Origin of the sequence: Rubellimicrobium aerolatum (genome assembly GCF_017872975.1) — a bacterium.
GTDB classification, from domain to species: Bacteria; Pseudomonadota; Alphaproteobacteria; order Rhodobacterales; family Rhodobacteraceae; genus Rubellimicrobium; species Rubellimicrobium aerolatum.
On sequence record NZ_JAGGJP010000003.1, the window covers coordinates 184,012 to 196,552 of the forward strand.

Below are 12,541 nucleotides of genomic sequence, written 5' to 3' on the forward strand. Positions count from 1 at the left end.
TCAGGCGGTTTGAGCGTGGGGGCCCTGACGCATGAGGCACCCCCATATGGTTGATGGGTGTTGCGGGCGGGGCGGCCCCGCCGCGGACGCACGGTATATAAGGAGGGGGTCCAAGCCGCGCAACCACGCCCGGCCGGCCCCCTGCAACGAATTTGAGCGGGTGTCCGCGAAACCCCGCGACGAAGGGAGCCGCATGGCGATGATCGATGTCCGAGGGGTGGAGATCCGGGCGGGCGTCCTGTCCCGCCCGGAGCAGGAGGCGATGCTGCGCGACGTGCTGGCGGTGCAGGCCGCCGCGCCTCCGTTCCATCCCGTCACCCGCTGGGGGAAGGCCATGTCGGTGGCCATGACCTCGGCCGGGCGGTTCGGCTGGGTGTCGGACCGGAGGGGCTATCGCTACGAGCCGCGCCACCCGTCGGGCGTTCCCTGGCCGCCGATCCCGGACTCGGTGCTGGCGGTCTGGCGGGCCGTCGCGCCGGGGATGCGCGAGCCGGAGTGCTGCCTCGTCAACCTTTACCGCGCGGGCGCGCGGATGGGGTTGCACCAGGACCGGGACGAGGCGGATCTCTCGCAGCCCGTCGTGTCGATCTCGCTCGGCGACGAGGCGCTGTTCCGGGTGGGGAACCTGGAGCGGGGCGGGACGACCGAGTCCGTCTGGCTCCGGTCGGGCGACGTGGCGGTGATCGGCGGGGCGGCGCGCCTGATCCACCACGGCATCGACCGGGTGCGCGACGGCTCCTCGGACCTGATCCCCAGCGGCGGGCGGATCAACCTGACGCTGCGGGTGGTGACGTGAGGCACGCGGGGAAACTCGCCGAGCCGCCCGTGGGATGGGAACGCCCGCCGCGCTGCCGGGTTGCCCGCACGGATGGACCCACAACCCGAGGAACCCGATGGACCAGAACCAGACCGCCGGCGGCGATCAGGGCGACCAGCGCAGCCAATCCCTCCAGCGTCGCTACCAGGTGCGCGAGGTCACGCAATACCAGGCCTCCTGGGTCGAGCAGGGCCGGGGCGAGGACGGCAAGTTCACCCTCCAGCTCATCCTCGACAACGGGGTGGAGGAATACATCCTCGAACCCACCGAGGACGACATCGACGTGATTCTCAAGCTCCTGGGGCAGAGCAAGCACACGATGTTCGACATGGAGCGCAAGGTGCTGATGTTCTCGAACCTCAAGGCCTGAGCGCGGCCCGCGCGGGGGGCGTCCGCGCCCCTCGCTCCCTCAGGGCGGGGCCAGCGTGCAGCAGCCTTCCAGCACCGGCCCGTCCCGATCCCAGACCAGCGCCGTCAGCCCATAGGGTCGGTCGCTCATCCCGTCCGAGCAGGCGGCGCGCACCACCGTCAGGTCGCGCGTCGCGCCGTCGTCGTCGAAGGCCAGCACGAAGCCCGAGAATCCCGTCCCCCGTCCGATCTCGCGCAGCGCCCGCTCCCCCTCGGGCGTGGAGAAGGTTGCGCCCTCCGCCGTGACGGTCAGGTTCCAGAAGGGCTCGGTTCCCAGGCAGGCCAGCGGCACGGGCACGGCGCGCGGGTCGGCGGGCTCCTCGGCCAGGAAGCGGCGGGCCACCCAGCCCTCGCCCTCGGGCCGGCCAATCCGCGCCCAGGTTCCGTCGGGCGACAGGCCCAGCATCTCTACCCCTGTCGCGTCGGGGGGCAGCGTCGCCAGCACCTCCGCCCCGGCCGAGGGCGCGGCACGGACATTGAGCGCATCCCCCGCGGCCACGCCCGTCACGGCGGCGCGGGCCGGAAAGGGTTCGGCCGCGGCCGGCCCTGCCAGCGCGAGGGTCGTGGCGCAGAGAAGGGCACGGGGCAGGGGCATGGCGCGTCTCCGAACGGATCGCCCCATTGCACCACGCCCGACCCCCGCCCGGCAAGCTCCGGCTTGCCCATCCCCCTCCGCCACCTCATAACGGCCGGCATTCCCGAGGCAGCGGGACGGGAGGGACCCCCTTGGACTTCGACCATCTCTGCGAGACCCTGCGTCGCCTCGCCCTCGCGGCGGGCGAGGCCATCATGGAGATCTACGAGGCCCCGGACCTGGGCGTGACGCTCAAGGCCGACGCCTCGCCGGTCACCGCCGCCGACCTCGCCGCCGACCGGATCATCTCGGAGGGGCTGCGCGCCGCCTTCCCCGACGTGCCGCTGGTGACCGAGGAGCAGGCGGACACCCACACGGCGCTAGCCGGCGACTTCCTGATCGTGGACCCGCTCGACGGCACCAAGGAGTTCGTGCAGCGGCGCGGCGACTTCACGGTCAACATCGCCTTCGTCCGCGACGGCATCCCCGTGCGCGGCGTCGTCTACGCGCCCGCGCAGGGGCGGATGTTCTACACCAACGCCGTCGGTGATTCGGTCGAGGAGGACGGCACACGCGACCCTACCCGCGTCGGCGTCTCGCTCCCCATCCGGGTCTCCGAGCCCGACAACCGCGCCCTCCGCGTCGTCGCCTCGAAAAGCCACCGCGACGCCGCGACCGACGCCTACATCGCCCGCTACGAGGTCGCCGACTTCCGCAGCGCCGGAAGCTCGCTGAAGTTCTGCCTCGTGGCCTCCGGCGAGGCCGACCTGTATCCGCGCCTTGGCCGCACGATGGAGTGGGACACGGCAGCGGGCCACGCCGTGCTCCTGGGCGCGGGGGGGCGCGTCGTGCGCTTCGACACCCACGCGCCGCTCGGCTACGGCAAGCCCGGCTACGAGAACCCCTTCTTCATCGCCCATGCGCCGGGCGTCGCACTGAAGCACCCCTGATGTCCACGCTCCTCGTCATCCCCGCCCGCCACGCCTCCTCCCGCTACCCCGGCAAGCCGCTCGTCCCCCTGCGGGGCGCCACCGGCGAGGCAAAGAGCCTCCTGCGCCGTTCCTGGGAGGCCGCCCGGGCCGTGCGCGGCATCGATCGCGTGGTGGTCGCCACCGACGACGAGCGCATCCGCGCCCATGCCCTGTCCTTCGGGGCCGAGGTCGCCATGACCTCCGACCGCCACCTCAACGGCACCGAACGCTGCGCCGAGGCGCTGGCCCAGGCCGGAGCGGGCTTCGACCTCGTGGTGAACCTCCAGGGCGACGCGCCGCTCACGCCGCCCTGGTTCGTCGAGGCGCTGGTCGAGGGGCTGCGCACCCGGCCCGAGATGCAGGTCGCCACCCCCGTCCTGCGGATGGAAGGGGCGGCGCTCGCGGGGTTCCTGGAGGACCGGCGCGCGGGCCGCGTCGGCGGCACCACGGCGGTCTTCGGAGCGGAGGGCCGGGCGCTCTACTTCTCCAAGGAGGTGATTCCCTACACCGGCCGTCCCTACGCCGGGCACGAGGCCACGCCCGTCTTCCACCACGTCGGCGTCTACGCCTACCGGCCCGACGCACTCGCAGCCTACGGGGCCTGGGAGCCGGGGCCGCTGGAGATTTTGGAGGGATTGGAACAACTTCGTTTCCTGGAACGCGACTGGCCGGTGCTTTGCGTCGAGGTGGAGGCGAGAGGGCGGCAGTTTTGGGAGCTCAACAACCCGTCCGACGTGCCACGTCTCGAAGGGATGATGGCCGAAATGGGGCTTCCCTGACCGAAGGTCGCAGGCAGGGATAAGCCGCCCTGCATCTCGCGCCGCGATGCGGCGTATTTGCCTCGTCTAGGAGGCGTGCTAAGTTCAGGCAGCAACCAAGGCGAGCAAAAGGGATCGTGATGCAGCGCAAGGTGACCAAGGCGGTCTTCCCGGTCGCGGGAATGGGAACCCGGTTCCTGCCCGCCACCAAGTCCGTCCCCAAGGAGATCATGACGCTGGTCGATCGGCCGCTGATCCAATACGCGATCGACGAGGCGCGGGCTGCCGGCATCACCGAGTTCATCTTCGTCACCGCCCGTGGCAAGAACGCGCTCGAAGACTACTTCGACTGCGCCCCCGAGCTGGAGTCGAAGCTGGAGCGTGACGGCAAGCACGAGCTTCTGGAGGTCCTGCGGTCCACCTACATGGACTCCGGCGCCATCGCCTACATCCGTCAGCACAAGGCGCTGGGCCTGGGCCACGCCGTGAACTGCGCCAAGCGCCTCATCGGCGACGAGCCCTTCGCGGTCATCCTCCCCGACGACGTGATCGCGGCGGAAAAGCCCTGCCTCCAGCAGATGGTCGAGGCCCACGCCGAGACCGGCGGCTCGGTCGTCGCCGCCATGGAGGTGGCCCCGTCGCGCGCCTCCTCCTACGGCGTGCTCGACATCCGCGAGGACATGGGCTCGATGGTCTCGGTCAAGGGCATGGTCGAGAAGCCCAAGGCCGGCACCGCGCCGTCGAACCTCGCCGTGATCGGCCGCTACATCCTGGCGCCCGAGGTGATGGCCAACCTCGATCGCATCACGCCGTCGGCGGGCGGGGAGCTTCAGCTCACCGACGCCATCGCCATGGAGATCACCGAGGGGCGGCCCGTCTATGGCTACCGCTTCCGGGGCGAGCGCTTCGATTGCGGCTCCAAGGCCGGGTTCCTCCAGGCGACCGTGGCCTTCGGCCTGGCGCGCGAGGATCTCTGCGACGAGTTCTCGAGCTACCTCCAGCAGATCGTCTCCATGCGCGAGGCCGCGCAGTAAGCTGCAGGCCCTGACGACCCGATCACGGCCGCGTCCCGACCCGGGGCGCGGCCGTTTCCTTGTGGCCGCCGTCACCGGGGGCTCCGCCCCCCGCGCCTCCGGCGCTCCCCCCGGGATATTTGGAGCCAAAGAAGGGCCGTCGCCTTTCGGCAACCCGCTCCCCGATCTGGAACGGGCCGAGGTCGCATCCCGCCGCTGCCCGGTCGTGTTCGCGGGCGCGGCGTCTGGTTCCCTGCGGTCTTCTCGCCTAGCAATGCGGGCGCGTTCCGACCCGTTTCCCTTCCCGAGGCCCGAATGAACCGATACGTCCTGACCGTCCAATGCGTCTCGCGGCGCGGCATCGTCGCCGCCGTCTCGTCCTTCCTCGCCGAACAGGGATGCAACATCACCGACGCCTCGCAGTTCGACGACGAGGTGACGGGCCAGTTCTTCGCCCGCATCACCTTCCGCGCCGAGACGGGGGCACCGCTCGACGCGCTGCGGACGGGCTTCGGCCCGGTGGGCGAGGCCTTCGGCATGACCTGGGCCATCCACGACGGCGCGCATCGGATGAAGACGCTGCTGATGGTGTCGAACTTCGGCCATTGCCTCAACGACTTGCTGTATCGCTGGCGCATCGGCGCGCTGCCGGTGGACATCGTGGGCGTCGTCTCGAACCACCTCACCTATCAGAAGGTCGTCGTGAACCACGACCTGCCCTTCCACCACATCCGCGTCACCAGGGAGAACAAGCCCGAGGCCGAGGCGCGGCTCCTCTCCCTCGTGGAGGAGACCGGGGCCGAGCTGGTGGTGCTGGCCCGCTACATGCAGGTGCTGTCGGATGCCTTCTGCCAGCGCATGTCGGGGCGGATCATCAACATCCACCATTCCTTCCTGCCTTCCTTCAAGGGCGCGAACCCCTACAAGCAGGCCTACGAACGCGGCGTGAAGCTGATCGGCGCAACGGCGCACTACGTCACCGCCGACCTCGACGAAGGCCCGATCATCGAGCAGGACACCGTGCGGATCACTCACGCGCAATCGTCCGAGGACTATGTCTCGCTCGGCCGCGACGTGGAGGCGCAGGTCCTGTCCCGGGCGGTCCACGCCCATATCCACAACCGCGTGTTCCTGAACGGCAACAAGACCGTGGTCTTCCCCGCGAGCCCCGGCAGCTACGCGTCCGAGCGGATGGGCTGAGCATCGGCCATTTCGCGCCCAGGGATCGGTGGGCCGCAACTCCCGATTGACAGGCGAGCCCTCGCGGGTGCTGCCTTCCCGGCAAGGGTGACGCTAGGTCACCGAGCTGGGAGGAGGACCGCGATGCGCCGGATATCCACGTGGCGGACGAGCGGCCTTGCCCTGCTCCTTGCGGGCGGGCTTCTGCCCGCCGTCGCCCAGGCTACGACGCTGCGGATCGAGTCCACGGTGATGACCGGCCTCGCCAATCCGCGCGGCCTCGCTCTCGGCCCCGACGGCGCTCTCTACGTGGCCGAGGCGGGCACGGGCGGCGACCTCGGGACCGTCGTCGTCTCCAGCGGCACGACGGCGGGCTACGGCCTGTCCGGCGGGATCAGCCGCTTCAGCGGCGGCGTGCAGGAGAGGGTGGCCTCGGGCCTGCCCTCGCTTGCCGGCGAGGGCGGGGTAGAGGGCGTCGGGCCGCAGGACATCGCCTTCGACGCGGCGGGCACGCTCCATGCGGTGGTCGGTCTCGGCGCCGACCCAGCGGTGCGGTCCGGCGCTCTCGGAGGCCTGCCAGGGGCCGACCTCCTGGGCACGCTGGTCGCCATCGAGGGCGGGACGCCCCAACTGGTCGCCGACCTCGCGGGCTTCGAGGCCGCCGAGGACCCCGACGGCGCGGGGCCGGACAGCAACCCCTTTGGCCTCGTGGCGCAGGGGGGCGGCTTCCTCGTCACCGACGCCGGCGGCAACAGCGTGCTGACCGTGGACGGCACCGACGCGATCACCGACCTCGTCGTGCTGCCGCCCGCGCCCAACCCCTTGCCCTTTGGGCCGCCCGTCTACCAGGCGGTGCCTACCGGCGCGGCGCTGACCCCGGCGGGCGATCTCGTGTTCGGCCAGCTCACCGGCTTTCCGTTCCCACCGGGCGCGGCGCAGGTCTTCGGGCTCTCGGGCGGGACGCTCTCGGTTCTGGCGACCGGCTTCACCAACCTGATCGACGTGGCCGCTGGGGAGGACGGGACGCTGTATGCGCTGGAACTCGACAGCGACAGCCTGCTCGGGCCGGGGACCACCGGCTCGCTCTACGCCATCGACGCGGACGGGGCGGCGTCGCTGCTCCTCGCCGGACTCTCCAGCCCGACCGGCCTCGCGGTGGGCACGGCCGGCGACATCTTCGTGACGGTGGACGGCTTCTCGGCCACGGCGGGCCGCGTGGTGCGGCTCGCCCCGGTGCCGCTGCCCGCCGCGTTGCCGCTCCTTTTGGGCGCGCTGGGGCTGCTGGCCGCCCTGCGCCTTCGCCCGGGGGCCGCCGTCTAGCGTCGGCCTGTTTTTGCGGCGAACCGTTCGCCTGTCGCCCGTTCGTTGTGCGCCACGGAACTCCGCGCCGCCCTGGGTGTCGCCGGGCTTCCCCTTCGCCCGACTGGCGCGGCAGGAACCGACAGCACCGGCGAGACAGCCGGCAGGGCAGGGGAGTCCGCCATGTTCCACCGCATCGCCGCCGTCGCGGCCACCATCGTCCTGGGCCAGGGGGTCGCGGCGCAGACCGCGCTGCCCTTTGCGCTCGACTGGAAGTTCGAGGGGCCCGCCGCGCCCTACTTCCTCGCCATCGACAATGGCCACTTCGCCGAGGCCGGGCTGGACGTGGAGATCACCGAGGGCAACGGCTCGCTCGACGCGATTCCCAAGATCGCGACCGGGGCCTATCCGGTGGGCTTCGCCGACATCAACTCGCTGATGCGCTTCCTCGACCAGAACCCCGGCGCGCCGGTGACCGCCGTGATGATGATCTACGACAAGCCCGCCTTTGCCGTGGTGGGCCGCAAGTCGCTGGGCGTCTCGGAACCCGCCGACCTGATCGGCAAGACCCTCGGCGCGCCGCCGCCCGACGGGGCCTGGGCGCAGTTCCCCATCTTCGCCGCCGCCAACGGCCTCGACATGAGCCAGATCACCGTCGAGCCCGTGGGCTTCCCCGTGCGCGAGCCGATGCTGGCCGATGGGCAGGTGCAGGCGATCACCGGCTTCTCCTTCACTTCCTCCCTCAACGCGCAGCGGCTGGGCGTGCCGGCCGACGACCTGTCGGTGATGCTCATGGCCGATCATGGCGTGGCGCTTTACGGCAACGCGATCCTCGTCAACACCGACTGGGCCGAGGCCAACCCCGCGCTGCTGACCGGCTTCCTGGGCGCGGTGGCCGAAGGGTGGCGCGATGCCATCGCCGACCCCGCTGCCGCCACGCAGGCGCTCCTCGTCCGCAACCCGGCCGCCGACCCGGCGCTGGAGCAGCAGCGGCTGCAACTCGCCATCGACGCCAACGTCCTCACCCCTTGGGTGCAGGAGAACGGCCTCGGCAACGTCGATCCCGCCCGCATGGCCGAGGCGATCGAGCAGACGAAATCGGTCTACACCTTCACGACCGAGCCCGAGGCGGCGACCTTCTTCGATCCCGCCTACCTGCCCACCGACGGCAGCCTGATGCTGCAATGACCCGGACGCGGGGTCGCCCGTCGCGACCCCGCCTCCCCTGGGGGCGACCATGAACCTGATCGACATCAAGGGCGTCAGCCACGCCTACCGCACGCCCTCGGGCCCCCTCCCGGTCCTCGCCGGGCTCGACCTCGGCGTGCCCGCCGGCACTTTCGCCGCCGTGGTGGGGCCCTCGGGTTGCGGCAAGTCCACGCTGACGCGCCTCGTCGCCGGCCTGATGATCCCCGACACGGGCGAGGTGCGCCTCCACGGCGAACGGGTTCGCTCGCCGCGCAAGACGGTGGGCATGGCCTTCCAGAACCCCGTCCTCCTCGAATGGCGCACGATCCTCGACAACGTCATCCTGCCGCTGGAGATCGTCGCCCCCCGCACCTCGCGCGCCAGCCGCGTCGCCCGCGCCGAGGAGCTGCTGGCCCTCGTTGGCCTCTCCGGCTTCGAGGGCAAGAAGCCCTCCGAACTCTCCGGCGGGATGCGCCAGCGCGCTTCGCTCTGCCGCTCCATCGTCCACAAGCCCGAGGTGCTCATCATGGACGAGCCCTTCGGCGCGCTCGACAACTTCACGCGCGAGGACCTCTGGCAGACCATGCGCGACCTGCGCGCCAAGGAGCCCTTCACCTGCGTCCTCATCACCCACGACCTGCGCGAATCGGTGTTCCTGGGCGATCAGGTCATCGTCCTGTCGGGCCGCCCGGCGCGGACGCAGCGGGTCATGCCGGTGGACCTGCCCGCCGACCGCACCATCGACATCCTCTATGAGCCCAGGGCCGTCGCCATGCTCCACGACCTGCGCGACGAGATCCGCATCGCCCAGGGACGGGAGGGCGCCCACTGATGCTCCGCCGCATCGGCGTTCCCGTCGCCGCGATCCTCGCCTTCCTCCTGCTGTGGGAGGCCATCGTCCGCCTCAACGGCTGGCCCAACTACGTCATGGCCTCGCCCTCGGACCTGCCGGCGGCCTATGCCCGCTTCTGGAGCCTGTTCCTGCTCGGCGGCTGGCAGACGCTCTGGCGCACGGTGGCGGGGCTCGGCCTTGCCGTGGCCTTCGGCACGCTGCTCGGCATGGCGATGGGCTTCTCCCGGCTCGCCCGCGACGCGCTCTATCCGCTGCTGGTGGGCTTCAACGCGATCCCCAAGGCGACGCTGGTCCCGGTGCTGTCGCTGCTGTTCATCGGCCAGCACGACTTCAACACCGTGATGATGGCCTTCCTCATCTCCTTCTTCCCGATCGCCGTCTCGGTCGGCATCGGCCTCTCGACGCTCGAGCCCGAATACCGCGACATCCTCCGCGCGCTCGGCGCCTCGCGCGTCACGATCTTCCGCAAGATCGCGCTCCCCAAGACGCTGCCCGAGTTCTTCGGGGCGCTGAAGGTCGCGGTCACGCTGGCCTTCATCGGCACCAACCTCGTGGAGATCGTCTCTCCGCACGGACGGGGCCTCGGCGCGCTGTTCCAGTCGGGGGCGACGAACGGCGACTATCCCCTCATGTTCGCCGTCCTCATCGCCCTCGCCGCTCTGGGCATCCTGCTCTACTACGCGGTCGTGTTCCTCGAACGGACCTTCGCCGGCTGGGCCGAGCGCGAGGCGACCTGAGCGGCCGCTACCAGAGCCGTGGTCGCGACACCCCGGCGCGCTCCTTGCCGCCGCTGCGGCGGGCGAGCGCGTCCAGAAGCACCTGGAACCGATCCTCGTCCGGGCCGCCCGCCTCGGGCAGGGGATAGGCGCGGCGCAGGCCCGGCCGGATCAGCGCGTCCAGCCCGGCGGCCGGGTGAAGGTCGGGGTCGGGGATCTCGTGGCGGGCCATGGGGCTCCTCCGGTGGGCTGCGGCGGCCTCGTCCCCCGGAGATCGGGGAAACCCAAGCGGCCCGGTGTCGTGGAAAGAACCCCCGAGACCCCGGTTCGGTTCGCCCGAATCCGGTTCGACCAAGGTCGGGCGCGACGAATCCGCCACAGGGCCGGCGGCCGGGGTGGCGAGGAGGGCCGGAGGGGACGATGATTCGGGCAGATGCGACATATCGGAACCTCCGGGGCTGATGGCTGGCGGGATGGGTCCACCTTCGCAGCAGGAGGTGAAGGAACAGTTACCGGCGCGAAGGGCGCGGTTGCCTGTTGCCGAAACGCCACAAGCGGCGAGCCGGGGGAACCCAACTACCGGAGCAGGGCGGGCGGACGGCCCGCCGTGCGGCCGATCCCGCGCCGGAGGAGGACGCCTAGCTCCCCGGCGTGGCCTCGGCCACCGCCGCGCGGCGGGCGTTGGGCCAGATGGCCCGCACCGCCGGAACCTCGGCGAGCCGGCGCAGCTCGGGCCCGCTCGCGCGGACCACGAAGGCGCGGGCGGAGCGGAGGTAACGCTCGGCCGCGTGGCCCAGGGCGGCCTCGACGGCCTCGCGGATGGGGTGCAGGTCGGCGGCGGGCAAGCCCCCAGTCTCGGGCCCTGTCCCGAATCCGGCCTCGGGCGCGACGCGCAGGGCGGGGCGGCCGGGGGCGGACGGCCGGGCGACCTCCAGCCGGGCGGGGGGCAGGGCGATCTCGACCAGCACGACATGGATGGCGGGGTCGGCGGCGGCGGCGTCGCGGCGCAGCGCCTCGGATCGGATCTTGTCCAGGGTCCCGTTCGGATCGGCCATCGGGTCGCGCGACTCCCTTGCCTCCTGCCGATATAGGGCAGGCGGCGGGACAAGTCCCGCGTCCCGTGCGGGGCGGGGCGGGGCAGGACGGGGCAGGACGGGGCGGGGCAGGGCGGGGCAGGACGGGGCGTCCCGTCCGGCCGGATCGCTACAGCCCCAGCCCGCGCGCCGCGCCGATGGCGCGCAGCACGTCGAGCCGGCCGAAGCCGAAGCGGTGGTCCTGCCCGGCCTCGCCGCCCTCCTCGGCCGAGCCGGTCAGGAGATCCTGGAGCAGGAAGGCCCGTTCGGCCGGCTCCACGCGGTCGCGGATGCCGGTCGCCGACAGGAGCAGCGCCACGGCGCCCGCGACGTGCGGCGCCGCCATGGAGGTGCCGTTGAGCCGCTCCCACCCGCCGCCCGGCACCGCCGACCGGACCGCCACGCCCGGCGCGGACAGGTCGGGCTTGGAATAGGCGAGCGGCAGCATCTCGGGCGGGAGATGCGGCGAGGCGCGGATCACCTGCGTCCGCCCGCCCGAGAAGCCGGCGGGCCGCCCGTCGCGTCCGAAGGCCCCCACGGCGAAGGCGAGGTAGTCGTTCCCCGGCGAGCCGGTGGTCTGGTGCCCCTCGTTGCCGATGGCCGTCACCACGGGGACGCCCAGGCGCAGGGCGGCCAGGAGCGCGCTCGTGTAGGTCGAGGGCGTCTCGGGGCCCCAGGTCGGCCCGCCCAGCGACAGGTTGAGCACGTCCACCCCCTGGTCGAGCGCCCAGTCGATCCCCGCGAGCACCTGCGCGTCGGTGCCGCCCCGCGCGCCGTCCAGCACCAGCGCCGCCGCGATCTCGGCCTCGGGGGCGACGCCGATCCAGCCGCCGCCGGCGTCGCCGCCGACCATGATCCCGGCGCAATGCGTCCCGTGCCGGTCGCTGTCGTGCGGGCGCGAGCCGGGGACGGGCGCCCCCTCGGCGTCGAACTCGGCCCAGGCGGCGATCTTGCCGCGCAGGTCGGGGTGGTCGGGATCGACGCCGGTGTCGAGAAGGCCGATGCGGACGCCTTTTCCGCGCGCCCCGAAGGCCCCCCAGGCCCCCAGCGCACCCACGGCGCGCAGGCCCCAGGCGCCGATCCCGTCGTCGTCCCCGCCCGGGGCGGGGCGGGCGGCGACATGGGGCGGCAGGGGCAGGCGGCGGTTGGGGAACACGCCCTCCAGCCGGTCGGCGAGGTCGTCGCGGGGCAGGGCCATGAGGTCCGCCTCCGCCAGCCGCAGGAGCAGGGCGTCGGCGGCCCAGAAGGCGCGGGGCTTCCCGGCGGCGTGGCGCACGAGGTCCGAGCGCAGGACGGGGCCGAGCGCGGCGAGGCGGGCGGCGCGCAGCGCAGGGAGCGGCGGCCGGGCGGGGTCGGGGAGGCGGTCGGGGCGCGGGCCGGCGAGGGCGGGCTGGAGCGCCCGCGCCGGTTCGCGGACGGGGATCGCGACGGGCGGGGCTATGGGCAGGAGGTCGCGCGGCGAGGCGGCCAGCGCCCGCAGCCGCAGCGATTCGGCGGCGCGGCGATGCAGCGCGCCCTCGGCCCCCGGCGGCGGCGCGGCCTGGAGGATCACCTCGCGCAGCGGCCCGTGCCCCCGATCGAGGATCGCCTCGACTTGGTGGCGCAGCGTCCGGCGCCGATCCTCGCGCGATGTTGCCATTTTGTTCTCCCGATCGGATCGCGCCGTTCCCCGAGGGGCCGGCGCGTGTTCCA

At 72.4% G+C, this 12,541-nt stretch carries 14 protein-coding genes; 10 read left to right on the forward strand and 4 right to left on the reverse strand.

Annotated features, from left to right (window positions below; all coding sequences use genetic code 11):
* The first annotated feature begins 193 nt into the window (after nucleotides 1-193).
* Nucleotides 194-796, forward strand: a complete 603-nt coding sequence (locus J2Z33_RS05145; protein WP_209838567.1) for an alpha-ketoglutarate-dependent dioxygenase AlkB family protein — start codon at nucleotides 194-196, stop codon at nucleotides 794-796.
* A gap of 97 nt (nucleotides 797-893) precedes the next feature.
* The gene (locus tag J2Z33_RS05150) at nucleotides 894-1,187 is read left to right on the forward strand and encodes a hypothetical protein (protein WP_209838568.1); all 294 of its coding nucleotides are present in this window, start codon (nucleotides 894-896) and stop codon (nucleotides 1,185-1,187) included.
* A 39-nt stretch (nucleotides 1,188-1,226) separates the two neighbouring features.
* Here the strand turns inward: J2Z33_RS05150 and J2Z33_RS05155 are convergent, their stop codons facing one another.
* Nucleotides 1,227-1,820 carry a COG3650 family protein gene (locus J2Z33_RS05155; RefSeq protein ID WP_209838569.1) on the reverse strand — a complete coding sequence of 198 codons (594 nt, stop codon included), beginning with the start codon at nucleotides 1,818-1,820 and terminating at the stop codon, nucleotides 1,227-1,229.
* A gap of 131 nt (nucleotides 1,821-1,951) precedes the next feature.
* Between J2Z33_RS05155 and cysQ the strand changes: the two genes are divergently transcribed.
* The 8 genes from cysQ to J2Z33_RS05195 all read left to right on the forward strand — a co-directional run bounded on the left by cysQ (nucleotide 1,952) and on the right by J2Z33_RS05195 (nucleotide 9,797).
* Complete coding sequence (gene cysQ, locus J2Z33_RS05160) at nucleotides 1,952-2,749, forward strand: 3'(2'),5'-bisphosphate nucleotidase CysQ (protein WP_209838570.1); 798 nt, start codon at nucleotides 1,952-1,954, stop codon at nucleotides 2,747-2,749.
* On the forward strand, nucleotides 2,749-3,549 hold the full coding sequence (locus tag J2Z33_RS05165) for a 3-deoxy-manno-octulosonate cytidylyltransferase (RefSeq protein WP_209838571.1): 801 nt from the start codon (nucleotides 2,749-2,751) through the stop codon (nucleotides 3,547-3,549). Before cysQ ends, J2Z33_RS05165 begins: the two co-directional genes overlap by 1 nt.
* Before the next feature lie 119 nt (nucleotides 3,550-3,668).
* The gene (locus J2Z33_RS05170) at nucleotides 3,669-4,562 is read left to right on the forward strand and encodes a UTP--glucose-1-phosphate uridylyltransferase (protein ID WP_209838573.1); all 894 of its coding nucleotides are present in this window, start codon (nucleotides 3,669-3,671) and stop codon (nucleotides 4,560-4,562) included.
* 294 nt (nucleotides 4,563-4,856) lie between these two features.
* Entirely contained in the window at nucleotides 4,857-5,741 is an 885-nt protein-coding gene (purU, locus tag J2Z33_RS05175) for a formyltetrahydrofolate deformylase (RefSeq protein ID WP_209838574.1), read from the forward strand.
* Between the two features lie 123 nt (nucleotides 5,742-5,864).
* A complete protein-coding gene (locus tag J2Z33_RS05180) occupies nucleotides 5,865-7,040 on the forward strand; it encodes a ScyD/ScyE family protein (RefSeq protein ID WP_209838576.1) in 1,176 nt (391 codons plus the stop codon).
* Nucleotides 7,041-7,202: 162 nt separating this feature from the next.
* Nucleotides 7,203-8,207, forward strand: coding sequence for an ABC transporter substrate-binding protein (locus tag J2Z33_RS05185; RefSeq protein ID WP_209838578.1), 1,005 nt, complete (start codon nucleotides 7,203-7,205; stop codon nucleotides 8,205-8,207).
* Between the two features lie 49 nt (nucleotides 8,208-8,256).
* On the forward strand, nucleotides 8,257-9,039 hold the full coding sequence (locus tag J2Z33_RS05190) for an ABC transporter ATP-binding protein (RefSeq protein ID WP_209838580.1): 783 nt from the start codon (nucleotides 8,257-8,259) through the stop codon (nucleotides 9,037-9,039).
* Nucleotides 9,039-9,797, forward strand: coding sequence for an ABC transporter permease (locus J2Z33_RS05195; RefSeq protein ID WP_209838582.1), 759 nt, complete (start codon nucleotides 9,039-9,041; stop codon nucleotides 9,795-9,797). Before J2Z33_RS05190 ends, J2Z33_RS05195 begins: the two co-directional genes overlap by 1 nt.
* Nucleotides 9,798-9,804: 7 nt before the next feature.
* On the opposite strand, the gene J2Z33_RS05200 is transcribed toward J2Z33_RS05195, so the two are convergent.
* From J2Z33_RS05200 to J2Z33_RS05210, 3 genes are all read right to left on the reverse strand, one after another.
* On the reverse strand, nucleotides 9,805-10,008 hold the full coding sequence (locus J2Z33_RS05200) for a hypothetical protein (protein ID WP_209838584.1): 204 nt from the start codon (nucleotides 10,006-10,008) through the stop codon (nucleotides 9,805-9,807).
* A 406-nt stretch (nucleotides 10,009-10,414) separates the two neighbouring features.
* Nucleotides 10,415-10,831, reverse strand: a complete 417-nt coding sequence (locus tag J2Z33_RS05205) for a hypothetical protein (protein ID WP_209838586.1) — start codon at nucleotides 10,829-10,831, stop codon at nucleotides 10,415-10,417.
* Nucleotides 10,832-10,979: 148 nt separating this feature from the next.
* Complete coding sequence (locus J2Z33_RS05210; RefSeq protein WP_209838588.1) at nucleotides 10,980-12,488, reverse strand: S8 family peptidase; 1,509 nt, start codon at nucleotides 12,486-12,488, stop codon at nucleotides 10,980-10,982.
* Between the last annotated feature and the right edge of the window lie 53 nt (nucleotides 12,489-12,541).

Excerpts from the sequence above, each read along its gene's own strand:
- J2Z33_RS05145 (WP_209838567.1), top strand. The coding sequence starts at position 194 with ATGGCGATGATCGATGTCCGAGGGGTGGAGATCCGGGCGGGCGTCCTG.
- J2Z33_RS05150 (WP_209838568.1), top strand. The coding sequence starts at position 894 with ATGGACCAGAACCAGACCGCCGGCGGCGATCAGGGCGACCAGCGCAGC.
- J2Z33_RS05155 (WP_209838569.1), bottom strand. The coding sequence starts at position 1,820 with ATGCCCCTGCCCCGTGCCCTTCTCTGCGCCACGACCCTCGCGCTGGCA.
- J2Z33_RS05165 (WP_209838571.1), top strand. The coding sequence starts at position 2,749 with ATGTCCACGCTCCTCGTCATCCCCGCCCGCCACGCCTCCTCCCGCTAC.
- J2Z33_RS05170 (WP_209838573.1), top strand. The coding sequence starts at position 3,669 with ATGCAGCGCAAGGTGACCAAGGCGGTCTTCCCGGTCGCGGGAATGGGA.
- purU (WP_209838574.1), top strand. The coding sequence starts at position 4,857 with ATGAACCGATACGTCCTGACCGTCCAATGCGTCTCGCGGCGCGGCATC.
- J2Z33_RS05180 (WP_209838576.1), top strand. The coding sequence starts at position 5,865 with ATGCGCCGGATATCCACGTGGCGGACGAGCGGCCTTGCCCTGCTCCTT.
- J2Z33_RS05185 (WP_209838578.1), top strand. The coding sequence starts at position 7,203 with ATGTTCCACCGCATCGCCGCCGTCGCGGCCACCATCGTCCTGGGCCAG.
- J2Z33_RS05190 (WP_209838580.1), top strand. The coding sequence starts at position 8,257 with ATGAACCTGATCGACATCAAGGGCGTCAGCCACGCCTACCGCACGCCC.
- J2Z33_RS05195 (WP_209838582.1), top strand. The coding sequence starts at position 9,039 with ATGCTCCGCCGCATCGGCGTTCCCGTCGCCGCGATCCTCGCCTTCCTC.
- J2Z33_RS05200 (WP_209838584.1), bottom strand. The coding sequence starts at position 10,008 with ATGGCCCGCCACGAGATCCCCGACCCCGACCTTCACCCGGCCGCCGGG.
- J2Z33_RS05205 (WP_209838586.1), bottom strand. The coding sequence starts at position 10,831 with ATGGCCGATCCGAACGGGACCCTGGACAAGATCCGATCCGAGGCGCTG.
- J2Z33_RS05210 (WP_209838588.1), bottom strand. The coding sequence starts at position 12,488 with ATGGCAACATCGCGCGAGGATCGGCGCCGGACGCTGCGCCACCAAGTC.